Here is a 25,114-nt window from a genome sequence, read left to right as displayed (position 1 = left end):
CTCTGAGCTTCAACCTGCGTACCGCCGCCCTCCCCCACCACAGGACTCCGGTACTCATTCGACATGACGCTGGCCTCCCCCCAGGTGCAACACCCTGGAGGATAGGATGCGGGACGGCCAACCCTATAGGGGGCTCGCTCGAGACTTCTGATTTGGCCGCCCACCTGACAGTGCTGAGCCTGCATCACTCGGCGCACCAGCCAACTGCGGTCCTCTATCTCTCCCGCTCAGCCCGTCCCGCGCGTGGCCTGGAGCTTGACCCACGGGATCGGCAAGCCGCTCTCCTCCTGCGCCAACAACTGCGGGAGCACGACCTCCCCGTCCGCCACCGGCCTCACCTCAGCGGCCCGCAGCTCACAAGAGACTTGGACGCTTGGGCACGTCCTCCAGCAGTACCGCACGAAGAAGCCCCTCACCGAGGACTCCCCCTCAACAGGGCCCCCATCCCTCTATGCGCGAGCGCCACGCTCGCCTCCCCCGCTCCTGCTGCTTGGGGGAGCGCTCCTTGGAGTTGGGCTCCTCGTCCGCAAACCAGCGACCGAGCCGCTCGCGGTTGACGTAGCCCACGACGCCCAGCGCTTGAAGGCTCGGTTGAACGCGGCCTCGCTCAGGCCCTCCGTCCTGCGCGGCTGGGGCAGGGTGGGCGCGGCCGGGGAGACCGCCGCGGTGTTCAAGGTGCTACGCGGGGCGAGCTAGCTCTAGAAGTCAGCCCTGGCGCAGGCGCGCGGCCCGGGAGTCGTAGAGCCGGTGCAGGAAGTCGTAGAGGACCAGCTCCTGCGCCCGAGCCGCCGAGCGCAGCATCCGGTTGGCGTGCATGTGGACCAGGCTCCCCGCCACGTGGGCCAGCGTCTGGCCCAGCGCGCCCTGGGATGCGAGCGCCCTCAGGGCCTCCGTGGTGGGGGCCTGCCGCTCCGAGCGCCGCCGCAGCACCGCGAGCCCTTCCGCCAGCAACCCCTCGCGCGGTGGTGGCTCCCAGAGGAGCGACTCCAGCTCCCGGCGGTGGGCGCGGAACCTGTCCCCGAGCTGTCCCTCCAGGCGGGAGTCCACCTGGAACTCCTGGCCATGGGCCTCGCGCAGTCCGGCCAGGAGCGCGCGCCGGGCCTCCAGGTCCAGGCCCAGGTCGTCGAGCAGCGCGTGGATGCCCAGCAGCGTGAGCCGCCAGCGCGCGTCGGCGCCCGCGTCGGCGGTGAGCAGGTCCAGCAGCTCCAGCGCGGCGTCGCTGTCCGCGTGGAAGAGGTGCTCGGCGAGCAGCATCCCCTCGGCGCCGCCGTAGCGCTCCACCTCGCGCTCGTAGGTGTCGAGCTGGACGCGGTGGACACGCCCGTCCCCGGTCAGCGACTCCAGGAGGTCGTGGAGGCGCCCGAGCACCTCCGTCCGGAGCCGGGCCGGGTCTCCGAGGAGGCGCATCCGCAGGTGCCAGTCCGGGTCCCCATAGCGGATGAAGAACCACTGCCGGGCCGCGCCGGACGCCAGGGCCTCGCGCGCCAGCGGCGCCACGGCCTCGCGCAGCACGTGCTCGGCGGTGCCGGTGCCCGTGTAGAGCTTGACGTAGAGCCACTGCGAGCCAGGCGCGAAGGAGCGCACGAAGGGCGCCGGCCGCGCACGGGCGGGTGGCTCGGGACGCCGCGTGGCGGGGGCCGAGCGCACGAAGGGCACCACCAGCTCGTGGACGAAGCGGCCTTCCGGGCCCTGGACGCAGAGGCCCTCGGTGAGCAGCTCCACGAGGTCCACGTGGCGCCGGTCCTTCACCAGGTGCACGAACGTGTCGATGCTCAGCACGTTGTCCAGGTCCACCGGAAGCACGTTGTCCCGGTCCTCGACACCCACGAAGCGCGGCAGCCGCAGCTCCGCGCGCAGGCGCTGCACGGCGTCGAAGCGCAGCGTCTCGGGGAACGCGCCCAGCCCCCGGAGCCGGGGCGCACGCAGCCGCCAGCGGGCGCGGTGGAGGATGAGCCGGCCCGCGGTGACGCGCGGCAGGAACGCGCTGTCCGCGAGCGGGCCCCACCGCCACCGCAGGCCCGGGCAGACGCCCTGCTGCTGGAGCGCGGCGAGGAAGGTGTAGGGCCGCAGGTGGGCGCGGCGGACGTCGTGGACATGGGTCCTCCGGGGGAGGACCTCGCGCCCCAGGCGCGCGGAGCGCAGGACGATGCGCCGTCCCCGCACGCTGACGCGCAGGTCGGTGAGGGGGAGCTGCTTGTCCGGCGGCGCGCCCGAGCGTCCGAGGAACACCAGCTCATGCTCGCGCAGCACGGGACGGCAGATGATGTTGCCCACGCGCCCCTCGGGCAGGTGGACCAGCTCCGCGAAGACGGCGTCCGGGCGCAGCGCCTCCTCCGCGCGCAGGTGCGCCTCCACGTGGCGGTGCAGCTCCGGGTCCACGTGGCAGAAGCGGCCCAGCAGCGGCGCGCCCGAGGGCCCCATCACCGACTCCATCACCACCTGGAACCGCCCCGCGTCGAGGTCCTCCGGGGAGCCGGCCACCAGGCTCGCCATGACGGAGAAGGCCTCCGGGAGCGGGTCCGTCCGGGGGTTCTCCAGCGCCTTCAGGTCGGCCGCGTCCAGCTCCAGCACCTGGCCGCCCGCGCACAGCACTTCCGTGAGCCGGTGTTGCAGGTACGCCTGGGCCTCGCCCCAGGACGGGCGCTCCTCGGCGGCTTCCGTGGGGAAGGCCAGCCCCCGCAGCAGGGGCGAGGCCTCGGAGGCGATGTCGCTCGCCGACTCGAAGCCCACTCCCACGTCCTCGTCCAACGCCTCCAGGAGGGGCACCTCGCGCCCCTCGTAGCGGCGCGTGAAGGCCTCGCGGAAGCGCCGCAGCGAGGGCGACTCCGAGACAGGGCTGAGGCGGTGGAGGAGGGCGGCGCCCCGGGCCAGCTCCTCCACCACGCGAGGCCCCAGCGTGAGCGCCTCGGCGGGCTTCACCAGGTCCACCTGGAACAACCGGCTCGGCTCGACGGGCGCCGGCAGCGCCTCCAGGCTCCGGGCGAGGTCGCGGTAGCGCGAGGGCCGCGCGCCCAGGGGAGAGGCGTCCAGGTCCGTCAGCGCCTCGCGGACATGGGCCAGCCGGCGGTGGGCTTCCGCCATCGCGGGCATGGCCGCCAGCCGCTCCACGAGCTCCTGGAGCGGCTCGGGGCCCGTCACCCGCGGGTCCAGGTCGGGGACGAGGAGCTGGTGGTCCACCAGCATGCCGACGTACGCCTGCGCCTCCTCGGGGGCTACCTCGGGGTCCGCCTCGGTGAGGGCCCGGGCCAGCTCGGACAGCCGGGCCCCGGCACGGGCCCGCTCCAGCGTGGCCTCCAGGTAGTCCGTGGGCTCCACTGCGACGAGGTGGTAGGTGCGCGAGCGCCCCACCCTCTGGGACTCGGCGTAGCGCAGCCGGCCCGCGGTCCGGTAGAGGCTGGTGTTGGGCTGGTAGCGCAGGGCGTCTCGCAGCACGGGCTCGCGGGCGAGCGCTTCCGCCAGCGCGCTGACGTAGTCCATGTCCAGCCGCGTGTGGCGGCGGTAGGCCGCTCGCGGGCCCAGGGTGAGCCGGGTGCGCGGGCCCAGAGTGCCCACCGTGCCACCCGCGAAGAGGCCGAAGGGCGTCGCGCGCGCGGCCATGCGCTGCCAGTAGCGCACCAGCGTCCGCTCCACCTTCTGGCCCCACTCGCTCTGGGGCTCGCGGAGCCACACGGGGATGCCTTCGTCCAGCGAGGGCGAGGCGAGGAACAGCGCCTCGCGAAGCTCCTCCCGGGCCAGCTCGGCCGCCAGGCGCGCGCGCACGGGCGCCCGCTCGCGCGCGCCGCCTTCCGCCCATGCGCGCAGCACGTCGAAGGGGAGCAGGGGCGTGCGCAGGAAGAAGAAGCCCGAGGCCGTGTAGCCGGGCAGCGCGGAGAGGGGCTGGCTCATGACGGACGGGAGGCCGTGGGGGGGAGGGACATGAGGAGCAGGCGGTCCCAGGCGGGCTCCACCGCCGAAGTGGCCGCCAGCAGCGCCAGGGTGATGCCCGCGGCGCCCACGAGCAGGCCGGGCGCATCCGTCCAGCCCTGGGTGCCGTCGGGGAAGAACTCCAGCGTCTGGAACCCGCCGATGCCCACGCCCGGCCGTCGCAGCGACAGGGCATGGCGGAACCAGTGGACCGCCGCGTCCGCGAAGAGGCCTTCCCCCGTCTCCTGGAAGAGCCGGTTGTAGAGGTGGCCCAGACCCGTGGCGCCGTGGCAGAGGGCGGCATCCCTCACCCGCTCGGTCTGGCCCCTCCGCCCCGCCGCCTCGCGGCAGAGCGCGAGCGCCTCGCGCTCCCAGGCGACGTCACCCACGGCGCGGGCGACGCGGTGGAGGACGAGTGCCATCCCGGGGGCTCCGTAGCACCACGCGGGACGGTCCGACCCGCCGCTGGGCGTACCGTCGACGCCCAGGCGCGTGGGGAAGCGCGCGGCGGCGGAGTCGGGGGCGCGCTGCGCCATCATCCAATCCCAGCCTCCCCGCAGCAGCGCGCTCGCGGTGCCCGCCTCGACGCCCGCGGACGCCGCGCCGGCCAGCACGGCCAGCACGCCGGAGATTCCATGCGCGACGCCCAGGTTGTAGCACCCGTGGGGGTGGGCCTCCCGGGCCATCACCTCCACCTTGTCGGCGGGAGTCTTCCAGCGAAGGCCCGCGTCGGTCCGCTCCGCGAGCTCGCCCAGCCGCGCCACCACGCGCTCGAGGCACTGCCGCGCCCCGGGCCGGGGAAGCCGCTCCAGCGCGTAGACGCCGAGCCCCACCAGCCCGCTCACGAGATCATAGCGGTGCGGCCAGGGCCGCGTCTGGAGGTAGTCCGCGAGCGCCGCGTCGATGTCGCTCAGCGGGTCCTCGTCCGGGTCCTCCGGCGTCCCGCGCACATGCTGGAGGGCCCAGGCGATTCCTGGGAAGCCGTCGAAGAGGTCGGGGCCCAGGACCTGCGTGGCGAGGGCTTCGGTGGCCTCGTCCAGCAGCGCCTCCGCCCTGGCGCCGTGCGAGGAGTCCCCCGATACACGCGAGAGACAGGTGAGCAGCACCGCCACGCCCGGCTGGCCTCGCGCGAGCGAGGAGGCCAGCGGCCCGGATACGAGGAAGCGAGGCAGGTCCTCGACGATGTCTCGCACGGCGCGCAGCGCGGCCTCGTGCTCCGCTCCCTCCAGCAAGGGGCGCCACGCCACCGTCCGCCGCGGGTCATCGTCCCTGAGGTCTTTCACACCCACAGCTTGTTTCAGCGACGGGCCACGAGGGAATGGGAATCGTGAATAAATGGGCTTGTGGGTCCACTGTGAAGAACTGCAAGATTCACAGGCCGCGCGGCCCGGCGGTGATGTACGACCCTGACAGGGAAGGCGACGCCATGAACAAGACTGACAACAAGCAGCCCAAGAAGCTGAGCCTGAGCCGTGAGACGGTCCGCATTCTCTCCAACCAGGAGTCCGCTCCCGGTCCCGGCAAGCAGCGCGAGATGACCAGCCCCTTCTGCACCGACAGCGGCCTGACCTGCGAGGGGTGAGGCAGGTGAGCAGTCCTTCGTGAGTGTGCTGAAACCCCACCGGGTGCGGACGGGTGTCCTCATCCGATGGGGCAGGCAGCCCCTTCCCATCTAGAAGTCTGTCACCTGGGCGCAGGTCCACTCCCAATGCAGGAGGGCTCGAGCTCGATGGTGAACGGCGTCATCCGGCCCCAAGAGGTGAGGTAGCCGGAGCAATCACATGCGCGATAACCGACGAGTGTCGTGCGCGTCGCGTCGCTGTAGAACTCGGTCGCGAAGAGATCGCCAGGACGACACACGAATTGCGCTTCAACCTCGCGCGAGGTGCGGTCCTCTCCCACGAAGTCATCTCCCTGAGCGCCACCGCAGCCAGCCAGCATCAACCCCATCACGAGCAACGCACCGCTGATAAATCTTCCAGTCTGCATTCATGTCTCCCAGGACAACCCACGCATTGATTCCAGGGTTGTGTTTAGCCCGGACTGACCGTTGATGGAAGGGATTCCTCCTGGGGACAACACCAGCCGGTGCCACATGTCATATGCTCGAGCCTCCACTCAGGGTCAGTGCCCCCGCCGAGGGGCGCGGTGAAGTTCTCCGCGTCGAAGGGCAGATGAATCAACTCCTGCTTGCCCGTGGTGAAGAGGATGGCGTCGTCCACGACCGTCATTCCCTGCGCACGTTCCGGGGCGGTAATCGGGCCCTGCAGCGAGTCCTCCGCCATCTGACCGTCCTCACCTATCTTGAAGCGCCAGACGGCTCCGACGCTGCAGTCCGTGTTGACGCACGGGCCCCTCGACACTACTTCCAAAGTGACCGAGTCGTACCAGGGTCAGTAGGGGGCGCCGGCTCGCTTCCAGCGCTGGTTGGCGGTGCCGCTGCAGGTGAACTGGATGGCCTTCGGGCCCTCGGTGGCCGGATCGTAGGCGATGGTCAGGCACTTGCCGCTGTGCCGGGCGGTGATCTGGAAGTTGCCTTCGGGGAGGCCGGTGATCTTCCACTGCTGGTTCTCGCCGGTGCCGCAGGGCGCCTGTGACACCCGTGCGTTGTCGGCGGTGGACGACGACGGCACGGTGAGGCACTTGTGGCTGTGCCGGGCGACGATCCGGTAATAGCCGGCTCCCAGGTGGAGCACTTGCCAGTGCTGGTTCGAGGCCACGGCGGTGCCGCAGGGCCGCTGGGTCACCCCTACCCCGTCGCCCCTCGAGTCCTCGTCCTCGAGCAGGGGGCCATCGGTAAAGCGCCGCACAGCCAGGCACTCGTCCTTGTGCTGGGCTCGCAACTGCTCGTACGCGTGTCCGGAGCCGACGCCGCTCACCTCGCCGGTCGTGGTGTCGATGGACACCTGCGGGTGCCAGCGCATCGACAGCGACCTGTCGGTCGGGAATTGGAGCGGCAGCCAGACGTGCTCGCTGTCGTTGATGTTGCCATGCCAGGCGTTTCCATGCCGGTCGCCCATGTAGAGGTAGGAGGTCGTGCTGCTGCCCTGGATCGGCAGGATGTACGTGGGCTGCGAGCCGTAGGTGGTGCTGTCGCCGAGGTTCGCCATGCCGCTCCAAGGGCCTTTGATGCTGGTCGCGGTGGCGTATTTGGCTTGATTGGGATGCCAGCCGGTGAGGCCAGAGGTCACCAGGAAGTAGACACCGTTGCGCTTGAACATCGTCTGCGCTTCCCGTTTGACGTTGTAGAAAACATGCTCCCTGGCGGCGACTTCGAGGTAGTCGGGGGTCAGGCGGTAGATGGTGAGGTTCTGCTGCTGCTGCTGCTGCTCCTCATCACCGGTACCGGTCGTCGAGATCAGGTACGCCGTGCGGTCGCGATCATCATCCTGGAACACGCTCACGTCGAAGGATCTTTCCCCGAGGGGCTGGAAGTCGCCCCGGTATGTGTAGTCGCCGTCCACCGTGGGCGACGTGGCGATCCCAACCCGGTTCTCCTTCAAGGGAAATGGGTGGTTCTCCTTGCGCATGAAGAGTACGTATTGCCCGGTGCGGGAGTTGTAGATGACCTTGGGGCGCTGGAGGTTCTTCACTCCGCTGGCCGAGGTCTCGGTCAGCACGTGCTTGCGAAACTCCCAGGCATGCAGGTCAGTCGAGCGGTACACCGAGATGTACTGGAACCTGTTGTCGGGGTGGGGGTTCGCACCGAACCAATAGTAGTACTTGCCCACCTTGATCATGCCGCCGTCGTGCCCGCGCACCACGTTACCGGCGGTGTCGGTGAACTGCACTCCGTTGGTGACCGTGACCGGGGCGGCGACGGCCTCGCCGCCAGCGGCCAGCAAAATCAATAAAAGGCCGACGCAAGCTGCGACGGCAATCGGACGATGATGCGCGGTGCTCTGCGCATAGGTACGCCCCTTCATTGAGCTTCTACGACAAGCGCGTGACACAGGGTTGCTTTCCACAGGCTCTCCTTTTCTCCTTGTATGAGCTGATAACCCGAACAGGTGACGTCCCCCCGGGGGGCCAGGCACCATGGAAACATGGCATCCGCAAGGTCTTCTGCACCCAAAAGGCGGCGGTCCAGGGCGGCGCCATCTCGGCCGCCTCCGCCTGGAACACCGTCGCCAGCTTCACGCCGCTGCTGGGATTGAACCGGACGGCGTTGCCGAACTTGCCGGGGACCCAGCAATGAATGGTCTGACACCCTTCCCGAGGGGGAGCCTCACGATATGCAGCCCCATCCTCAGCGAATGTCTTCTTCACTTGCATGATTTGTCCGGGACGTCGAACTGGCCCCACATGTTGAGGGGGATGCCGGGGAGCGCCCTCTTGAAGCATCGGGTGGGGCGGGCAAAGGACTGGCCATTGATGGTGGCGGGCATCTGGTTGCACGCATCCTCCCAGCTGCGATCCTTGATGTCCCAGAGGATCGCCGAGTACTCACGCAGCCCTGGCCCCTTGCACGAGCCCTTGCTGAACTCCCCCCATCGCGGAGTGCACGAGGAATCATCCAGATCGAACTCACCCCACATGCTGGATGACATGTTCTTGCATCGGGCGGGGCTGGCGAAACGCTTGCCGTTGATGGTCGCGGGCATCTTTTTGCACGCCGCTTCCCAGGAGCCGCTGATGTTCCAGAGGATGGCGGAGTACTGCCTCTTGCCGATTGCGGAGCAGTTGTCCTTCTTGAACTCCCCCCAGTAGGGATTGGCCAGGGCAGGCCGGGGCCACACGACCGTGAGCGCCACCACTGCCAGAAGAGCGAGAGGATTCGTTTTCATGGGATTGATTCTCCTGGGTGTGAGTGAGCCGAGCGCTGGACTGTCATCTCGGAGGCGTGCCCGGCACTTCCTGCGTGGTTGGTGTGCAGGACAGATGCCAACGTGGCGGCCTTCGGATTTCAGGCATTTGAGCCCCTGAGAACCAGGTCGGCACGCCCACTGACACGTCAACTGACACGCAGCGGGCGCACTGACACATCGCTCTCCCAAGCAGGTGCGGAGGAGAGGAGCGTGACGCGCCCCCAGGAAGGAGCAGAGGAGGCGAGCGTGGCGCCGGAGGCAGGAGCGAGGCAGGAGCGGAGGAAGGAGAGGACGCCGCCAGTAGACTTTCGCGGGGCTGCTGCGCAGGACATTCGCGGTGGACGTGTTGGCCAGCGTGAGATGTGGAGGCAGGCGCCGGGTGCTGGAGTCTGTGAAGGCAGGGAGTGGAGTGCGAGCGATTGTGGAGCACCTGGGCCTGGCCCCGGCAGGTGCCAGGCTGGCCCCGGCGCGAGGGCCCCCCCAGAGCGCGTGGTGTTGAGGCTCGAGTCGCCCCAGCCAAGAACGCCAGGCCCCTGCCGCGCACCTCATGGGAGGGCGGCCTGGGCTGGCGTTTACCCCAATGGGCTGCGCGGCTTCTCCACCCGCCTGGCACTCTGCTCGGGCGGCCCCCTTCAGCGGCCCTCCTCGGCCCCTGCGCTCCTGCCCTCACCCTCCACAGGTCTTCTATTCGCCCTATGCGTGTGGAGGACCGCTTCGTGGACATCGTGGCCGAGGGGCTGGACGCGGGGATCCGGCTGACGGACGACCTGTTGTCCCATGACTGCATCTGCATCCGCTCCCCCACGACGTCAGGCATCCACCAGTGGGAGCTGGAGCGCGGGCCGCGGAGCTGGCGCGTGCCGGTGCGGGGGCCCGTCATCACCTCGGACAGCCACCTGCTGCTGCGGATGGCGGAGGTCGGGGTGGGGCTCGCCTACACGTTCGAGCCCATGGTGACGGAGGAGTTGCGGCGAGGCACCCTGCGCCTGGTGCTGGAGCCCTACGCGGCGTGGGTGCCGGGCCTGTTCCTCTACTTCCCCAGCCGCGCGCAGGTATCGCCCGCGCTACGGGCCTTCGTGGACGTGGCCGCGAGGCGGCGCCCCGGAAGAAGCGGGAGGCCCCGCGAAAAGCATGACCAGGGGCCGCTTGCCTGATGGGCGCACGGGTGTGCACGTCGCACCTCCGATGGAGAGACTGACCTCTCACTCCCGGCAACCGCGGCCAGTCAGTTGCACACTGTCAACCACCGGTTCACAGCCCGTTTGCTCCCTGCACGTAGTCATTCGAGGAACTGGAGCCTACTTCTATTCGTGAACGGGGCGCACCGGCTCCGGACCCGCGAAGAGGGAAAGGAATCTCCACATGAAAACGAGTGAGAACGGAAACTACGCAGGCAAAGTCGCACTCGTCACCGGCGCCGGCTCCGGCATGGGGCTCGCGACCGCGAGGGCGTTCGCTGAAGCCGGTGCGTCGGTCGTGCTGGCGGACGCCAATGAGAAATCGGTGCGCGCCGCCGCGGAGAAGTGGATCTCCGAGGGTTACAAGGCGCTCGCCATCTACTGCGACGTCAGCGACGACGCCCAGGTGGCGGCCATGGTGGACCGAACCGTGTCCACGTTCGGCCGGCTGGATGCCGCGTTCAACAACGCCGGCGTGATGGCCAAGGTCGCCGAGACGGCCGACAGTAGCCTCGAGGAGTTCGACCGCGTCACGAACATCAACCTGCGAGGCGTCTGGAGTTGCATGAAGCACGAACTGCGCCAGATGCTCCGACAAGGTAGCGGCGCGATCGTCAATTGCTCCTCGATTGGCGGGATGAGAGGCAACCCTGGCATCCCGTCCTACATCGCTTCCAAGCACGGAGTGATCGGTCTGACCCGGACCGCCGCGCTCGAGTATGCCGCCAAGGGCATCCGCGTGAACGCAATCTGCCCGGGCACGATCGACACGCCAATCGCCCGCGATGTTGTCAGCGGGGATGAGAAAGCCTTCGACGCACTGTCGAGATCATCACCGATCGGCCGTATCGGCAAGCCCGAGGAGATTGCCTCCGCGGTGCTGTGGCTCTGCAGTCCGGGAGCGAGCTACGTGGTCGGACATGCATTGGTTGTCGACGGAGGACTCGCGGCGCGATGATGAGGCGCCCACGAGGCCGATCCCATGTTCCTGCCATGAAGGTCCAATGAGAAAGAGCATCATCATGAGAAAGACCATTGTGTTTTTAGGACTTCTGATCAGCTCATTCTCGATGACGGCTGCCTGCAGCCCGCTGGCGAGTCCGGCGAGAAACCTGGCGCTCGGAGACAGGTCCAATGGCGCGGATAATTTCTACACGAGCGACAGGGTAACCATGCAGAAGGTCACCTTGAAGAATCAATACAAGATGACGGTCACAGGGAATCTTTTCATTCCCAAGGACTTGAATCGGAATGCAAAGAATCCGGCGCTCATCGTCGGGCATCCCATGGGTGCGGTGAAAGAGCAAAGCGCGAATCTGTATGCCACGAAAATGGCTGAACAGGGATTCGTGACTTTGTCCTTGGATCTGTCCTTCTGGGGCGAGAGTGATGGCCAGCCGCGCAACGCTGTTTCGCCGGACATCTATGCCGAGGATTTCAGTGCCGCGGTGGATTACCTGGGCACCCAGCCATTCGTTGACAGGGAGCGGATTGGTGCCATTGGGATTTGCGGCAGCGGGAGCTTCGTCATCAGTGCGGCCAAGATTGATCCGCGCATGAAAGCCATCGCGACCGTCAGCATGTACGATATGGGCGCGGCCAGCCGCAACGGGCTCAGGCATTCCGTGCCCCTCGAGCAGAGAAAGAAGTTCCTCGAGGAGGCCGCCCAGCAGCGCTATGTGGAGTTCACGGGAGGTGAGACCCGATACACCAGCGGGACGCCTGAGCAGTTGGATGAGAATTCAAACGCGATTGAGCGCGAATTCTATGACTTCTACCGCACGTCCAGAGGCCATAGCCCGAACACCACGACGCATCCAACGCTGACCAGCAGCGTCAAATTCATGAATTTCTACCCGTTCACGGACATCGAGACGATTTCTCCTCGTCCCATGATTTTCATCACGGGAGAGAACGCTCATTCCAGGGAGTTCAGTGAAGATGCCTACAGGCTCGCCGGTCAACCCAAGGAACTGGTCATTGTTCCCGGCGCGGGCCACGTGGATCTTTACGATCGGGTCAACCTCATCCCATTTGACACGTTGACCACCTTCTTCCGGGACAATCTGAAGTAACCCAAGCATCGCTCACCCCTTCTTCGCGACGAACTCCTTGGCTGTCTCGACGAAGAGGCGGAGCGGCCCGGAGCGCTGCGCACGACTGGGGTAGTAGAGGAAGAAGCCGGGGACGGTGGGCGCGTAGGCCTCGAGCACCCGCACGAGCCGCCCGGAGCGCAGCTGCTCCTGCACCGCTGGCTCGAAGACGTACGCCAGGCCCAGCCCCTCGGCCGCGAGCGCTACGCTGGTCTGTTCGTCGTTGGTGGCGACGCCGCCGCTCACCGGCACGCGCCAGTTCCTGCGCCCGCGCTCCAGCTCCCAGGCGTAGGGGGTCCCGGTCGTCTGTGAGCGCAGGGTGATGCATGGGTGGTGCAGCAGGTCCTCGGGACGCTCGGGCGTGCCGTGGCGCTCGAGGTAGCCGGGTGCGCCCACCACCACGAAACGGAAGGGGCCGGTCAGTCGCACCTGCACCATGTCGCGCTCGAGGAACTCGCTCAGGCGTACGCCCGCGTCGTAGCCCTCCGCGACGACGTCCACGAGGCGATCCTCAATGACGATGTCCACCTCCACGCGCGGGTGGCGCGCGCGGAAGGTGGGCAGCACCGGAGTGATGAGGAAGGGCACGGCCGTGCGCGGGACCGACAGCCTCAGGCGCCCCACGGCCTCCCCGGGCTGCGCCGACACCCCTTGGAGCGCGGCGATTGCTTGCCCCAGGCCAGGGCCCGCGTCCTCGACCAGTCGCCGCCCCGCCTCCGTCAGCGCCACGCTGCGGGTGGTGCGGGTGAGCAGAACCACGCGCAGCTGCTCCTCCAGCTGCCGCACCGACTTGCTCACCGCGGCCGTGGAGACGCCGAGCTCGCGTGCCGCACCGCGGAAGCTCTTGAGGCGCGCAACGGCAAGGAACACATGGAGCTGCGGAAGGAGAATCGTCTTCATTGCAGTGGCTCCTGCGAAGCGCCGATGGAGAGCTCCGTGACGGCCCGGCGGAGGAATGCAGCGACGTTCGGCGAAGAGGCCCTCCACTTTCAACCACCGGTTGACGGCCCGTTCGCCTTCGAGGCCTAGCCCTGGGGGGAGCCGGGGCGTACCTCTTACAGAGAACCCACGGCCCTCCGGGCCGCGCACGACTTTGAAAGGGAGCAGATGATGGCAAGGGTGAACGGGCAGGGAAGCTTCGCGGGGAAGGTTGCGTTCGTGACCGGCGCCGCCAATGGCATCGGACGGGAGGCCGCGCTCGCGTTCGCCCGCGAGGGCGCGAGCGTGGTGGTGGCCGACGTCTCCGACCCGGGCAACCAGGAGACGGCGCGAATGGTCGAGGCGCTGGGCGGGCGGGCGCTCGCCGTCAGGTGTGACATCACGCGGGCGGAGGACGTGCAGGCGGCTCTCGATAAAGCAGTCCAAGCCTTTGGGCGTGTCGACGCGGCCTTCAACAACGCCGGCTCCGAGCAGCCGATCACGGCGGCGGCCGACCTCACGGAAGGGGAATGGGACCGCATCGTTGGCGTCAATCTCCGCGGCGTGTTCCTGTGCATGAAGTACGAGCTGCCGCTGATGCTCGCCCAGGGCGGCGGCACCATCGTCAACACGTCCTCCGGTGCCGGGGTGAAGGGCTTCAAGGGCCAGGCCGCGTACGCCGCCGCGAAGCACGGCGTCATCGGCCTCACGAAGTCGGCGGCCCTCGACTACGCGCCCAAGAACATCCGCGTGAACGCCGTGTGCCCCGGCATCATCGACACCCCGATGATGCAGCGCTTCACCGGCAGCACGCCCGAGGGCCGTCAGGCGGTCATCGCGCAGGAGCCCATCGGAAGGATGGGCAGGCCCGAGGAGATTGCCGCCGCCGTCTTGTGGCTGAGCTCGGACGCGGCCTCCTTCATGACCGGTGCCGCGATGGTGGTCGATGGCGGCCAGACGGTCTGACGACGTGCAAGCACTGCGGTCCATCGCCGCTTTCAGCTTCTCGGGAGCTTCCATGATCGAAGTCTGCAAGGGAGGGAGGACCGGCGTGGTCTACATCGCCGCGCTCGTCTCCGCGCTCGCGCTGGCGGCGGCCCCGGTCCATGCGCAGCAACCCGCTCGCACCGAGGCAAAGGCCATGAAAATTCGACTGACGATGGGGGAGAAGGTCCTGACGGCCACCCTGCGCGACAACGAGACCGCGCGCGACTTCGTCTCCCTGCTGCCGTTGACCCTGACCCTCGAGGACTACGCGGCGACCGAGAAGATCAGCGACCTGCCGCGCAGGCTGTCCACGAAGGGCGCGCCTGAGGGCACCGCTGCCGCAGCCGGGGACATCACCTACTACGCCCCCTGGGGGAACCTGGCCCTTTTCCACCGGGATTTCCGCCACTCGAGCGGGCTTGTCACGCTCGGGAAGCTCGACAGTGGCGTTGAGGCCCTGAGGGAGCCCGGTCCGCTGAAGGTGCGGATCGAGCTCGCCGAGTAGGAAGCGCGCGTGAGCCAGCTTCTGGCGACAACTACGTTGACACTCACCGATCCCGGCTCCGGCTTCCGCCCACAGCTTGAGCGTGAAGGTGCCCCGAACCTCGCCGGAGGTAGAGTCAAAGGACTCGCAACGGCTCGAATTCTTTGACACCTGTGCTGCTGGAGGGCGACCCGCTCAAGCCGCTACGCACGCGCCCCGGTCGGCCCCCCACCGTGCGCGAAGCAACTCGGCAGCGGCAGCGGCGCAGAGGTGGGTGAGCCGAGCAAGCGCGTCACCGGAACGCATCAACGATAAACGCGGCTGCGACAGATCCTTCGAGGATGGCGGTTCCAGGCTTGGACTCGGGCAGCTTCCGCATCTGGTCATAGCCGAGCCGTGCCCCCGCACAGAGGGGAACTTTTTCGCCGGTTGGTGACTGCGCTTCGTAGTACCGGATCACAACCTGGGGACCGCTCGTCCAGACTTGCCCATACAGGCGGCTCGTCGCCGCGAACGGGCCGAACTCCTCCCTTGTGACACTCTCAATGGGTCCATCGTAGAGCGTGACGCGTCGGCTCTCGGTCTGGTTCGCGTCGAGATCCACCAATACGCTGTCCCCAACGCGCAGTCCCATGTAGCGCATCGCCTTCTTTGACTCCTCCGGGCACTCTTGTAGACCCGGACTGCCGTCGGTGCGCAGTGCTACGCCGCTCCCGATGCAGCCGGTCGAGAAGGCGAGCAGGGCTGTAGAGGTGAGCTGGGAAGGGTGGTCGGGTCGAGGATCGGCGCGGTGGTGTGCAGGTAAACCCTTGGCTGTATCCGCCGTTTCCGGCTTCGTGCCCGTTTAGGGTCCACCATCACTCCGTCTCCGCTCCCCGCCACATCGAACCGGACAGGCGGGACTACCGCATCCGGCTCACCGCGAAGGCGTCATCTCACCGGGGTTATGATTCCGTTGGGTTGGAGTCTGGCTTTCGAGGGGTTGTAGTACCTCACCCGATAGTCTCCGTAGAGGCCCCAGGCTCCGTATACCACCTCTCTACTCCACCGCTTCCAGCCCAGTCCCCTTCGCCCCGCTCGTTTCGCCACGAATCGTCTCACCTTGCGCTCGACATATTGCTTCACCTTGCCGAACGCCTGCCCCGAGTTTCCCACCCGGAAGTAGTTGACCCAGCCGCGCACGATGCCGTTCACCCTCTCCACCGCCGCCCTTATCGGCAGGGCCCGGCCAGCTCGTAGGGTGTCGCGTACCTTGCCCAGCACCTCGGTCACCTTCTTCTTTCGTGGGCTCCTGTGTGCGTACCACTTCCCGGTCCTCGGGCTGCGTTCCCACCGGAACTCGAAGCCCAGGAAGGCGAAATTCGCTCCCGGCTCGGTCATCGTCACCGTCCGGGTCTTCTCCGCGTTGAGCGACACGCCGATTGCCTCCGCCTCCCGGCGGATGCGCTCCAGCGCTCGGTCGGCCCACCTCCTTCCCTTCTGTGAGTCGGGGGTGAGCACCACCATGTCGTCCAGGTACCGCGTATAGGTGAGATAGCCTCTTCCTCGCTCCAGTGCGTGGTCCAGGTCATTCAGCGCGATGTTGGCCAGTAGGGGCGAGAGGGGTGAGCCTTGCGGCACCCCTTTCTCCCCCGTGCTCTTGAGGAACTGCTTCACCAGCGCGAGCACCTCGTCGTCCTGGACTCGTCGAGCCACCCTCTCCAGCAGCCGGTCGTGCCGGATGTTGTCGAAGAAGCCCTTGAGGTCCACGTCCACGACCCGGTGCTTGCGCTGGCGCAGCCCCTGTTTCACGGTTTCTATCGCCTCATGCGCCGAGCGGCCCGGTCTCGCTCCGAAGGAACTGTCCGAGAAATCGGCCTCGAAGATGGGTTCCAATATCAGTCGGAGTGCTCCCTGCACGGTCCTGTCCCGAATCGAGGGAATGGAGATGACGCGCACTTTGCCTCCTTCCTTTGGAATCTCTCTCCGACGATAGGGTCTGGGTCGGTACGTTCCCGTTCGTAGCTCCTCGGCTATCCGCGCGAGGAATTCCTCCCGGCCCCTCTCCTCAATGCGCTCGAACGTCTCGCCGTCTTCCCCGGGTGCTCCGTCTTTGCGACGGGCCTCCAGGTAGGCGGCTTCGAGCGTCTCGCGCTTGAGGAGGTGGACGTACATTCCCCAGAAACGGTGCGTTGGGGTGGATTTCGCCTGGTGGCCTATCTTCGCTCGAAGCTCCTGCAGACTGATGGTGGGCTTTGTCATCCCGCTCCTGCCTCGCTCCTTGCTCCGAATGCCTCCGGCAGGGCCCCTTCGCTCCACGGGCATTACCCCGCTTCCTCGCTACTACGGGCCCGTCCGCCAGGCTCCCGCCTTCCCCGCGCTTCGCCTCCTCGGCTCGCGCGGCTACCTTGCTTCCGCGGTCTTTCTCCGCGGGGCGGGGAGCCCTTCCCTGTTTCCACCCATGGCCTTGTGCGCGTGCCGCCACCCTCCACCCCGCCGGATGGACCTCCCCATGGTCGTCTTCGGGGGAGTCCTGCTGCCTTCGCCGTGTCTGAGTCGGCTCGGCATCCGGAGTCAACGAGTCACGAGGCCTCTTCCGGGTGTTCACTCGTCGTTGCGGCCCGCTCACTCGCTCACCCCGCTTTCCGGGGCTTTGTCGATGGGCTTCACCGCAGGGGTCTCCCCTGTCGGTGCCATCCGAGCTATGCGGCCTCGACCTTCTACCGCTTCGGGACTTTCACCCTATGGGTCCATGGGTAGCCTCCAGGCATCACTCAGACAACTCGTAGAGGACGAAGTGTCGGAACGAATCCTTTGGACACCTTCCTGGGCCACCGCCGCTGCACCGGAGCATTGAGTGAAGCCGGTGGTGTTGCTCCGACTCGTGTCAGTCCTTTGACACCCTGCCGACTCGCACATTCAGGGCGCCACGGCATCGGCGTAACCTGCGGCATCGATGTCGCAATGGAGGAAACTGCGGTTCTTGCCAATCACGAAGAGGGCATACCGTCCATTCGGATGGGATGGAGACCCGCTGAATCTGACGCTGGGTTACACCACCCCCCCCGCATGTCGCTACTACGTCACCTTCCGGTGGCCTCCGACAATCGGGGAAAGTCAGGTGGCCTTCGAGCGTGCATCATCCGACAATCTGGCGACGAACCCATCGACCACCTACTTCGTGACGTTCCGCTTCCCAGCCTTGGCGCAGATCCAGAATCCCGATGACGCTGGGATCTCGCTCGACCAGATGGTTCAGGCCGACGACTCGCGGCCCATCATCGAGCTCATGCTCTTCTCCACAAAGGAACTGCCAATCGCCATCCTCATGCGCGACCAGTCGGATGGGTCGGCCTCCTTCGAACACATGGCGGCATACGAACGCCAAACGTTCGCGTTCCAAGACGATCCCCCCGTGCGTCGCTACGCTACCTTCCGGCGGCCTTCGACAATCTTCAGGAACGAGCGGCTGCGCAGTTCCTCCAACGTCAGCCCCGAGGCACGCGCCTCCTCCTCGGTGATCGCACCGCAAGCAATGCCTCTCAGGAAGTAGTTCAGCAGCCCCTGGCCCGTCGCCGCGTCGTCGAACACGTCCCCGAGCAGCGTCGCCTGGGCCGCCTTCTCGATGAAGGACTTCAGCCGGGCTGACGTCGCCCCCAGTCCCTCCAAGAAGAAGGCGTACACCGCCGCGTAGCGCACCGGAATCTGGGCCGGGTGCAGATCCCATCCCTGGTAGAAGCCCCGCTCCAGCGAGTTGCGCGTGTGCTCGTACGCCAGCCGCCACGCTCGGTGCACTACCTCGCGGTTCTCCTTCTGCTGTGCCTCCGTCAGCGGGCTCGCGCCCTTCTTGTGCGGACCCACCGGCATAACGTTGGTCGCTCCATCCGAGAGCGCTACGTCCATGCCCGCTAGAGATATCTGCATCATCCCTCGCACCAGGTTGCTCGCCGGGTGCGTCATGCTCTGGTACGCGGCGGTGATACCGAGTGCCGCCGTATAGTCATACACGCCCAGGTGCGCCCCGACGCAGCGTCCCTGCGCCGCGGCCACCAGCCTCGGCAGCGCGAGGCGCCCCTCCCGGTCGAAGATGGACTGGGGCGTTTCCACCATCAATTCCAGACGCAGCGCACCCGCTGGCAGACCCCGCTCCTGCTCCAGCACTTCCAGCATGCGAGTCAGGGCCGTCACCTGCTCGGGCGAGGTGATCTTCGGCAGGGTGACGACGAAGTTGTCCGGCAGCTTGTTGCCCGTGCGCTCCAGCAGCGCGGTCACGAAGAGGTCCAGCGTGCGCGCGCTCCGGTCGAACAGCTCCTCGGTGAAGGACTTGATGCGGATGCCGATGAAGGGCGGCAGCGTGCCCTCCGCCATGCCCTTCGCCACCTGCTCCGCGGTGGACACCGCGTGGCCGTCCTCCTCCGCGTCCGGCCGGTGACCGTAGCCGTCCTCGAAGTCAATGCGGAAGTCCTCCACCGCCTCACGCTGGAGCTTCGCCTCCACGCGCTCGTGGACGCGCTTCGCGAGTTCGCCGCCCGGTAGGCCCAGGCACCCAGCGAGGGTCTCCGCGTCCGGCGCGTACTCCCGCAGCGAGGCCAGAGCCAACTGACCCATCTTCCGGGCTGTGTCCGACTTGAACAGATGGGCGCCCCCGTACACGACGTGCACGGGCTGGCGCCGGGAGGACTCGCCCGGGTACGTGCGGGCGTAGGCCTGATTGGCCTTCTTCAGCGCCTCGCGCGCGGTGGAGATGCGCTCCGGCTTCAGGGTCGTCTTCATAAAAGAACCAGCTCAGCTCCCCCGGTAGGTGGAATAGCCGAAGGGGCTCAGCAACAGGGGCACGTGGTAGTGCTCGTCCACGGCGGAGAGCTCGAAGACCACCGAGACGTACGGATAGAAGCCTCGGACGGAGTGCGCCCGGAAGTACTCCGCCGTGTGGAACGTCATCCGGTAGATGCCCGCCTCCAGGCGCGTGCCCGTGGGCAGGAAGTCGCGCACCCGGCCATCCGCGTTGGTCGTGCCGCGCGCCAGCTCCCGCCAGCCGTCGCCAGCCTGCTGCTCCAGGGTGATGGGGACGCCCGCAGCCGGGCGCCCCCACTGTGTGTCGAGGACGTGGGTGGACAGAGTGCTCATGGCGAGGTGAGGAGCTTCTCCAGTCGGATGCGGGTGATCTTCGCCTGCTCGCCGGCCGCGATGCGCAGCTCCGCTTCCGGCTCGTTGTTCATGCGCTCGCGCAGGAGGGCCAGCATCTCCCCGGCGCTCTTGCCCGTGGCGCACACCAGGAAGATGAAGCCGAAGCGCGCCTCGTACTCACGGTTGCCGTCCGCGAGCCCCTGCAGCACTTCCTCGCTCGCCTCCTGCACGCCGCGCTGCTCCTGGGAGGACCAGGTGGCGGTGGTCTTGTACTTCTCCCGCAGCTTGGAGATGTCTCCGATGCGCGGGTGGTGTGTCATCGCCTCGCGCCAGTCCTCTGGCCCCGTCTGGGACCAGAGCCAGTCGGCCTCCGTGTACACAGCAGCCTGGCTGACGAAGGGACGCGCGCGGGCCATGCCCTCCGCCCAGCGGGTGGAGCCACAGCAGCGCAGGAACTCAGCCTGGGCCTCCTCGACGGGGAGGCCGTTGAGCCACGTGAGCTTGCTCACACCGCCCGCCCGTGCACGCGCAGCCGGCTGATGCCGCCATCCGGGAAGATGTTGAGGCGCACGTGGGTGAAGGGCCCCTTGGCCTGCAGTTCGGCCTCGTAGAAGTGCCGGTGGTGCGCCTGGAGCTTCGTGCGCGGGAGGATCTCCTGCCAGACGATGTCCTTCGCGTTGGCGAAGTCGAGGATGTCCTCCTTCAAAGAGCACCCCTCCAGCGAGCACATATCCGGGTAGTTGCCCTTGAAGTGGTTGGTATCCACCTCCACGCGGTGCACGGTGCCGGGAGCGGCCAGCTTCACGACAATCCAATCAAAGCCTGGCACGCGCTTGCGCCGCGTCTCCCAGCCCTCGCCCATGGTGGCCGCGCGGCCGGGGAGGATGAGGTTGTCCTTGGGCCCGAAGAAGGCGTCGTTGCAGGTGACGACGATGCCGCCGTTCTCCGCCGCGGCCAGGTCCACCAGGTCCCCCGAGCGCAGCTTCTCCATATCCGGCTTCACCACGCCGTGGACACGGAAGCGCGCCACGCCACCGTCCGGGTAGATGTTGAGGCGCAGGTGCGTCCAGCGCCGCTCGCTCGCGACGGGGAGGTAGTTCTGTGTGCCGCCCGCCAGCTTCGTCCGGGGGACGATCTCCGTCCACGTGGCCTTCGTCAGCTCCTCGGGCGAGGGCTGGCCCTGGACCTCGAGCGCGTCCACCGAGGCGTACTCGGGGAAGTTGCCGATGAAGTGGTTGGTATCCACGTTCACGCCGCGGATGACGCCGGGCAGGCCGAGCTGGATGAGGCACCAGTCGTAGCCCGGGACGCGCTTGCGCCGCGTCTCCCAGCCGTCCATCCACTTGCCGAACTCCGTGTACTTGTCCGGGATGAAGACGCCGCGGCCTGGCTTGAGCAGGTTCTCCTTGGGCGCGAAGAACTCGTCGTTGGCGTAAAGGGCGCGGCCACCCACCTTCTCGGCGGCCAGATCAATGAGCTCGGCGAAGGCGACTCGCACCTTGCCTTCCTCGGGTGTGTTCATGCTGGGCGTTTCTCCTCGAAGAGACCTTATGCCACTGGACGCGCGGTGCCAGGACGACGGACCCACCGACCCACCGGGCTCGGAGCGGGCTCGCCGCGCGTGTAGACCCGCTGACCTCGGACGTACGTGCGCTCCACCACGCCCGTGAGCGAGCGGCCCGCGTAGGGCGTGAGCGAATGGCGGTGGAGCACCTGCGACGGCTCCGGCGTGAAGGAGGCTTCCGGGTCGAAGACGAGCAGGTCCGCGTCCGCGCCGGGAACGAGCGAGCCCTTCACACCCTCCAGGCCGATGAGCCGCGCCGGGTTCTGGCACATCCACCGCACCAGGGACTCGAGCCCGTGACCGCGCTCGCGCATCCCCGTCCACACGGCGGGCAGGCTGAACTGGAGCGAAGCGATGCCGCCCCACGCCGCGGCGAAGTCCCCGCGGTCCAGGTGCTTGAGGCCCGGGGTGCAGGGCGAGTGGTCCGACACCACCATGTCGATCTCCCCGCGCGCCAGCCCGGCCCACAGCTTCTCGCGGTTCTCCGCCTCGCGGATGGGCGGCGCGCACTTGAGCCAGGTGGCACCGTCCGGAATGTGCTCCGCATCGAAGGTGAGGTAGTGGGGGCACGTCTCCGCGCCGAAGGGCAGGCCCTCGCGGCGAGCGGCGGCGATGTCCGGCAGCGCGTCCGAGGACGACAGGTGGACGATGTGCACGCGGCCCCGGTGCTCGCGGCACAGCTCGATCATCATCCGGATGGCGTCGTCCTCCCAGCGGCGGGGGCGCGACTCCAGGTAGCTGCGGTAGGTGCGCGTGTCGCCCTGGGGTGGGCGCTCGTCCGGCGTCATCTCCGCGTGGACGATGAGGGGCACGCCGCGCCGGGCGAGGATGGGCATGGCGCGCGCCAGGTCCTCGCGGGTGACGTGGGGGAACTCATCCACGCCCGAGTGGATGAGGAAGCACTTGAAGCCCGTCACGCCCGCGTCGACCATGGCGTCCAGCTCGCCCGCGTTGCCGGGGATGACGCCGCCCCAGAAGCCATAGTCGATGGCACAGCGGCCCTCGGCGGCGGCGGCCTTCTGGCTCAGCGCCTCGCGGGTCGTCGTGGCGGGGATGGAGTTGAGCGGCATGTCCACCACGGTGGTGATGCCCCCTGCGGCTGCCGCGCGAGTAGCCGTCTCGAAGCCCTCCCACTCGGTGCGGCCAGGCTCGTTGATGTGCGCGTGGCAGTCCACCACGCCTGGCATGAGGACCTTGTCGCCCAGGTCCTCCACGGGAAGGCCCGCGGGCACGTCCGCCGGGGCCAGCACCGCCGCCACCCTGCCCTCCCGAATCACCACCGCGGCCTCGCGCACACCACTCGCGGTGACGACACGCTTGCTGCGCAGCACCTGCTCTCCGCTCACGGCTCGAACTCCTTGACGTCGTAGCTCATCAGGGACTCGAAGTACGCGTCCTTGTCCTCACAGTAGAGCTGCCTCGTGATGCCCGAGACCAGCTTCGGGAGGCTGTACTTCATACCGGAGATGCTCGCTCCGCCGAAGCCCAGCGAGAGCAAACATCCAAAGGTGTAGTTGAAGAGAGAACCCAGGTACGGCGCGCGGCCGGGCACCTTCTCCTGGAACTCGAAGCTGGGGCCCAGGTACGGGTGGCGCGCCAGGTCCTCGTGCGCCTCGGCGGGCGGAGGCGTGTAGCGGTCCTTCCACAGCGAGATCTCCCCCACGACGTTCGCCAGCTCCGGGCGCAGCGACAGGTCCGTCACGGTGCCACTGCCGACGATGAGCTTGTCGAAGGAGTACGTGCCGTGCGGCGTGGTGACGATGGCGGTGCTTCCCTCGGCCCGCACGTCCCGCCACGGGCTCTCCCCATGGAGGTGGAAGCCCGGGAAGGCCTTCGCGCGGTGGTACGTGTCGTGCGGCGGCAGCTGTCCCATCTCCAGGATGCGGCGGATGAAACGCCAGCGGTCCGCGTCCGGCAGGTCCGCGTGGTGTTTGAGGAAGCCCACGAACTCGGCCCAGCGGTACGCGTTCACCGTGGGCAGCGTCTTACGGCGATAGAAGAGGTGCACCTCGGCGGCGCCGCGCTCCAGCGCCACGGAGGCGTTGTCGAAGGCGGAGGCCCCCGCGCCCAGGACGCCAATGCGCTTGCCGCGCAGGGCATCGAAGTCGATGTCATCGCGCGTGTGAGCCCACAGCTCGCGCGGCAGGCGGGCCACCATCGAGGGCGTCTCCCAGCGGCCCGAGCCGTCGATGCCGGTGGCGAGCACCACCTTGCGCGCGAAGAGCGTGCCCGGCTGACCGTTGCCATCCGTGGGCTGCACGGGGACGGCGAAGCAGCGGTCCTCTTCGCGCCAGGAGATGGCGCCCGCGCGCGTGTGGCAGCGCACGGGGATGCCGAGGAAGTGGCGGTACCAGTTGAGGTAGTCCGCCCACAGCTCCTTGGGGATGAGGCCCAGTTGCTGCCAGGCGGCCTCTCCGTACTGGGCCTCGTACCAGCTCTGGAAGCCGAGGTTGGGGATGTTGTGGTCGGGGCCGGTGAGGTGCTTGGGCGTGCGCAGCGTGTGCATGCGCGCGAACGTCTTCCACGGCCCCGCGAGTCCGGGCGCGCTGTCGTCCACGACGAGGACGTTCGTCACCTTCTCGCGCATCAGCCCGAAGGCCGCGGCCAGCCCGCTCTGTCCGCCGCCGATGATGAGCACATCCAGGATGGGCGTCCCATCCCGCAGGTGACGGGGCAGCACCCAGGAGCGCTTGGGGTATTCGAGCCGCTCCAGGTCCTTCCGGAGCGCGGTTTCGAGCACAGCGAGTCCGGGTCCAGACTTCGCAACGGGACTCGGATTCGCGGCAGGACTCGGAGACGACGAGGAGCGCATGGGGTAGTCAAATCACGCTCCGCCCCCTCTTCGCCAATGGGGAGGCCCGGGAGCTGACTCCCATCAACGGAAGGGGCCAGGGTCCGCTCGTACCCTGGCCAGCCAGGTTCAGCGCACGACAGGGAGTGCGAAGCGCTCGGGCCGGGAGTCCCGGAGGACTTGCGAGGCCGGCCCCACCTCCGCCGCCCCGAGCCCCGCCCGCTGGGAGCGGAACGTGGCCTGGGGATCCAGTGAGCTCACCTTGCCCCCGTGGAAGATGGCGAAGCGCAGCGCCAGCGCCCCCGCGGTGGTCAAGGCACTCGCGGCCACCGTCTTCCAGCGTTGGCGTCCGGGCCACAGCGACAGCGCGAGGCCCGCCACGGTGCACGCCTGGAACGTCTTCCACAGCGCCCCCGGGGCCCCCTGTTTCAGCGGCCGGACCACCTGCTCCGAGCGCGACGCTTCCCGCTCCACCGCATAGGACGCCACGATCTGCGCCACCGTGCCGCCCAGCCGGAAGCTCCGCGCGACCCGGTGCTCGGCGCGATTCAGGGGGAACAGCTCGAGAAGGGCGCCGCAGCTCGCCGCCCCGGAGCTCATGAAGAGCAGCGGCAAGGTGCGGTACGTCTGCTGCCAGAGGGGGACAGACGTGTTGGTGAGGAGCACGGCGGTATAGCCGGCCAGCGGAACGCCGAGCCCTCCGCCGACGACGCTCGCCGCCCGGCCCACCTTGCCCAAGACTCCGCGCTGGTGCGCGAACAGGACCGCCGCGGCATTGCCCGCGCCGGAGGCCGCGAGAATCCACGAGCCCAGGCTCATGGGAGACCGGGGCCGGAACACCCGAAGCATGTTCAGGAAGCGCTCGGGCCGCCCGAGGTCATGGATGAGCAAGGCCCCGCTCACCGCGTCGCCCACGGCGCCCACCCAGTGACAGCGCCGCGCGAGCCTCTCAAGCCGCCCTCGTCCGCCGAAGTCCGCGACCACGCCGAGCAGGCTCGCGGCCCCGGCGAGCCCGCCCACGTAGAAGTACAGCGGGATGCTCCAGATCCACACGGGCTGCTTGACGGCCGGTAGACCGTAATACGTGGGCGCCGGCTCCTCGGGACCGGCTTGAGAGGGCCGCTCCCCCTCCTCCAGCGGGACGGAAGCCGTGGGGTAAGGCTCATCGAGTTGCTTCACCCGCTGCCGGGAGCCCTCGCCCTGGAGGACTCCGAGCGCGGGGTCCACGTTGCGCCCATCGCTGCGCCGCTCCGCCTCTTTCAGTGGATCCTGCTCCTCCATG

General features: G+C 67.9%; 24 protein-coding genes. 7 read left to right on the top strand and 17 right to left on the bottom strand.

The window, feature by feature from the left end:
* Nucleotides 1-705 precede the first annotated feature (705 nt).
* Both F0U60_RS06230 and F0U60_RS06225 read right to left on the bottom strand, forming a co-directional pair.
* The gene (locus F0U60_RS06230; RefSeq protein WP_395815343.1) at nt 706-3,885 is read right to left on the bottom strand and encodes a lantibiotic dehydratase; all 3,180 of its coding nucleotides are present in this window, start codon (nt 3,883-3,885) and stop codon (nt 706-708) included.
* On the bottom strand, nt 3,882-5,186 hold the full coding sequence (locus F0U60_RS06225; protein WP_395815340.1) for a lanthionine synthetase C family protein: 1,305 nt from the start codon (nt 5,184-5,186) through the stop codon (nt 3,882-3,884). The genes F0U60_RS06230 and F0U60_RS06225 overlap by 4 nt, the downstream gene beginning before the upstream one ends.
* A 143-nt stretch (nt 5,187-5,329) precedes the next feature.
* Here F0U60_RS06225 and F0U60_RS06220 point away from each other — a divergent pair, with 143 nt between their 5' ends.
* Entirely contained in the window at nt 5,330-5,485 is a 156-nt protein-coding gene (locus tag F0U60_RS06220; protein ID WP_395815337.1) for a hypothetical protein, read from the top strand.
* A gap of 101 nt (nt 5,486-5,586) precedes the next feature.
* Here F0U60_RS06220 and F0U60_RS06215 read toward each other — a convergent pair whose 3' ends face one another.
* From F0U60_RS06215 to F0U60_RS06205, 3 genes are all read right to left on the bottom strand, one after another.
* Entirely contained in the window at nt 5,587-5,892 is a 306-nt protein-coding gene (locus F0U60_RS06215) for a DUF6289 family protein (RefSeq protein WP_395815334.1), read from the bottom strand.
* A 44-nt stretch (nt 5,893-5,936) separates the two neighbouring features.
* Nucleotides 5,937-6,188 (bottom strand): hypothetical protein, encoded by a 252-nt coding sequence (locus tag F0U60_RS06210; RefSeq protein WP_395815331.1) that lies wholly within the window; start codon nt 6,186-6,188, stop codon nt 5,937-5,939.
* A 108-nt stretch (nt 6,189-6,296) separates the two neighbouring features.
* Nucleotides 6,297-7,829, bottom strand: a complete 1,533-nt coding sequence (locus F0U60_RS06205; protein WP_395815328.1) for an RICIN domain-containing protein — start codon at nt 7,827-7,829, stop codon at nt 6,297-6,299.
* Between F0U60_RS06205 and F0U60_RS06200 the strand changes: the two genes are divergently transcribed.
* Nucleotides 7,829-8,101, top strand: a complete 273-nt coding sequence (locus tag F0U60_RS06200; protein WP_395815325.1) for a hypothetical protein — start codon at nt 7,829-7,831, stop codon at nt 8,099-8,101. The genes F0U60_RS06205 and F0U60_RS06200 overlap by 1 nt on opposite strands.
* A gap of 67 nt (nt 8,102-8,168) precedes the next feature.
* Here the strand turns inward: F0U60_RS06200 and F0U60_RS06195 are convergent, their stop codons facing one another.
* On the bottom strand, nt 8,169-8,690 hold the full coding sequence (locus tag F0U60_RS06195) for a hypothetical protein (protein WP_395815322.1): 522 nt from the start codon (nt 8,688-8,690) through the stop codon (nt 8,169-8,171).
* A gap of 470 nt (nt 8,691-9,160) precedes the next feature.
* On the opposite strand from F0U60_RS06195, the gene F0U60_RS06190 reads away from it, so the two are divergent.
* The 3 genes from F0U60_RS06190 (at nt 9,161) to F0U60_RS06180 (ending at nt 11,964) form a co-directional block, all read left to right on the top strand.
* Nucleotides 9,161-9,865, top strand: a complete 705-nt coding sequence (locus F0U60_RS06190; RefSeq protein ID WP_395826002.1) for a LysR substrate-binding domain-containing protein — start codon at nt 9,161-9,163, stop codon at nt 9,863-9,865.
* A gap of 208 nt (nt 9,866-10,073) precedes the next feature.
* Nucleotides 10,074-10,847 carry a glucose 1-dehydrogenase gene (locus tag F0U60_RS06185; protein WP_395815318.1) on the top strand — a complete coding sequence of 258 codons (774 nt, stop codon included), beginning with the start codon at nt 10,074-10,076 and terminating at the stop codon, nt 10,845-10,847.
* 64 nt (nt 10,848-10,911) lie between these two features.
* Nucleotides 10,912-11,964 (top strand): alpha/beta hydrolase, encoded by a 1,053-nt coding sequence (locus tag F0U60_RS06180; RefSeq protein ID WP_395815315.1) that lies wholly within the window; start codon nt 10,912-10,914, stop codon nt 11,962-11,964.
* Nucleotides 11,965-11,976: 12 nt separating this feature from the next.
* On the opposite strand, the gene F0U60_RS06175 is transcribed toward F0U60_RS06180, so the two are convergent.
* Nucleotides 11,977-12,882 carry a LysR family transcriptional regulator gene (locus tag F0U60_RS06175; protein ID WP_395815312.1) on the bottom strand — a complete coding sequence of 302 codons (906 nt, stop codon included), beginning with the start codon at nt 12,880-12,882 and terminating at the stop codon, nt 11,977-11,979.
* Nucleotides 12,883-13,089: 207 nt separating this feature from the next.
* Between F0U60_RS06175 and F0U60_RS06170 the strand changes: the two genes are divergently transcribed.
* Together F0U60_RS06170 and F0U60_RS06165 are read left to right on the top strand one after the other, a co-directional pair.
* Entirely contained in the window at nt 13,090-13,866 is a 777-nt protein-coding gene (locus tag F0U60_RS06170; RefSeq protein WP_395815309.1) for an SDR family oxidoreductase, read from the top strand.
* Between the two features lie 52 nt (nt 13,867-13,918).
* On the top strand, nt 13,919-14,392 hold the full coding sequence (locus F0U60_RS06165) for a cyclophilin-like fold protein (RefSeq protein ID WP_395815306.1): 474 nt from the start codon (nt 13,919-13,921) through the stop codon (nt 14,390-14,392).
* A 271-nt stretch (nt 14,393-14,663) separates the two neighbouring features.
* On the opposite strand, the gene F0U60_RS06160 is transcribed toward F0U60_RS06165, so the two are convergent.
* From F0U60_RS06160 to nrfD, 10 genes are all read right to left on the bottom strand, one after another.
* Nucleotides 14,664-15,014, bottom strand: a complete 351-nt coding sequence (locus tag F0U60_RS06160; protein WP_395815303.1) for a hypothetical protein — start codon at nt 15,012-15,014, stop codon at nt 14,664-14,666.
* A gap of 287 nt (nt 15,015-15,301) precedes the next feature.
* Nucleotides 15,302-16,612: a group II intron reverse transcriptase/maturase gene (ltrA, locus tag F0U60_RS06155; protein WP_395815300.1), complete on the bottom strand. Its 1,311-nt coding sequence runs from the start codon at nt 16,610-16,612 to the stop codon at nt 15,302-15,304.
* Between the two features lie 877 nt (nt 16,613-17,489).
* On the bottom strand, nt 17,490-17,753 hold the full coding sequence (locus F0U60_RS06150) for a hypothetical protein (RefSeq protein ID WP_395815297.1): 264 nt from the start codon (nt 17,751-17,753) through the stop codon (nt 17,490-17,492).
* A gap of 20 nt (nt 17,754-17,773) precedes the next feature.
* The gene (locus tag F0U60_RS06145; protein ID WP_395815294.1) at nt 17,774-19,123 is read right to left on the bottom strand and encodes a DUF6986 family protein; all 1,350 of its coding nucleotides are present in this window, start codon (nt 19,121-19,123) and stop codon (nt 17,774-17,776) included.
* 12 nt (nt 19,124-19,135) lie between these two features.
* Complete coding sequence (gene uraH / locus F0U60_RS06140) at nt 19,136-19,477, bottom strand: hydroxyisourate hydrolase (protein ID WP_203410671.1); 342 nt, start codon at nt 19,475-19,477, stop codon at nt 19,136-19,138.
* A complete protein-coding gene (gene uraD, locus F0U60_RS06135; RefSeq protein ID WP_395815290.1) occupies nt 19,474-19,986 on the bottom strand; it encodes a 2-oxo-4-hydroxy-4-carboxy-5-ureidoimidazoline decarboxylase in 513 nt (170 codons plus the stop codon). Before uraD ends, uraH begins: the two co-directional genes overlap by 4 nt.
* Nucleotides 19,983-20,999 (bottom strand): allantoicase, encoded by a 1,017-nt coding sequence (gene alc / locus F0U60_RS06130; protein WP_395815287.1) that lies wholly within the window; start codon nt 20,997-20,999, stop codon nt 19,983-19,985. Before alc ends, uraD begins: the two co-directional genes overlap by 4 nt.
* Before the next feature lie 26 nt (nt 21,000-21,025).
* Nucleotides 21,026-22,387 carry an allantoinase AllB gene (gene allB / locus F0U60_RS06125; protein WP_395815284.1) on the bottom strand — a complete coding sequence of 454 codons (1,362 nt, stop codon included), beginning with the start codon at nt 22,385-22,387 and terminating at the stop codon, nt 21,026-21,028.
* Complete coding sequence (locus tag F0U60_RS06120; RefSeq protein WP_395815281.1) at nt 22,384-23,781, bottom strand: FAD/NAD(P)-binding protein; 1,398 nt, start codon at nt 23,779-23,781, stop codon at nt 22,384-22,386. The genes allB and F0U60_RS06120 overlap by 4 nt, the downstream gene beginning before the upstream one ends.
* Nucleotides 23,782-23,961: 180 nt before the next feature.
* Nucleotides 23,962-25,113, bottom strand: coding sequence for an NrfD/PsrC family molybdoenzyme membrane anchor subunit (nrfD, locus tag F0U60_RS06115; RefSeq protein WP_395815278.1), 1,152 nt, complete (start codon nt 25,111-25,113; stop codon nt 23,962-23,964).
* Between the last annotated feature and the right edge of the window lies 1 nt (nt 25,114).

The organism is Archangium minus (genome assembly GCF_044360475.1).
GTDB classification, from domain to species: domain Bacteria; phylum Myxococcota; class Myxococcia; order Myxococcales; family Myxococcaceae; genus Archangium; species Archangium minus.
The sequence above is the reverse complement of the archived record's forward strand: the minus strand, read 5'-3'. Positions and strand labels throughout refer to the sequence as shown.